The sequence below is a fragment of the Pseudomonas sp. KB_15 genome (assembly GCF_052114525.1).
In the GTDB taxonomy this organism is placed as follows: domain Bacteria; phylum Pseudomonadota; class Gammaproteobacteria; order Pseudomonadales; family Pseudomonadaceae; genus Aquipseudomonas.
The window spans coordinates 1-354 of the sequence record NZ_JBFREX010000384.1; the positions used below are offsets into that span (position 1 = coordinate 1).

Below are 354 nucleotides of genomic sequence, written 5' to 3' on the forward strand. Positions count from 1 at the left end.
CCCGCCCCCACTGAAATCTCGCCACAGGCGCCACCGGATCTGGCCGCCCTGGCGCAGTCCATGCGTGGCTGGGGCGCGGCGCTTGGCTTCGATGCGATCCGCATCGCCGATGTCGATCTGCGCCACGCGGAAGCGGGCCTGTTGGCGTGGTTGCAGGCGGGCTACCACGGCGACATGGATTATATGGCCAACCACGGCATGCGGCGCGCCCGGCCGGCCGAACTGGTGCCGGGCACGGTGCGGGCCATCGTCGCCCGCATGCCCTATTTGCCTGCCGAAGGCCCTGACGACTGGCGCGGCCACGAACTCGCGCGGCTCGACGATCCGTCCACGGCCGTGCTCTCGCTCTACGCC

At 70.9% G+C, this 354-nt stretch carries 1 pseudogene; it reads left to right on the forward strand.

From position 1 onward, the window contains the following. Positions 1-60: 60 nt before the first annotated feature. Positions 61-354, forward strand: a pseudogene (locus AB4Z35_RS31400) (tRNA epoxyqueuosine(34) reductase QueG); the annotation flags it as partial.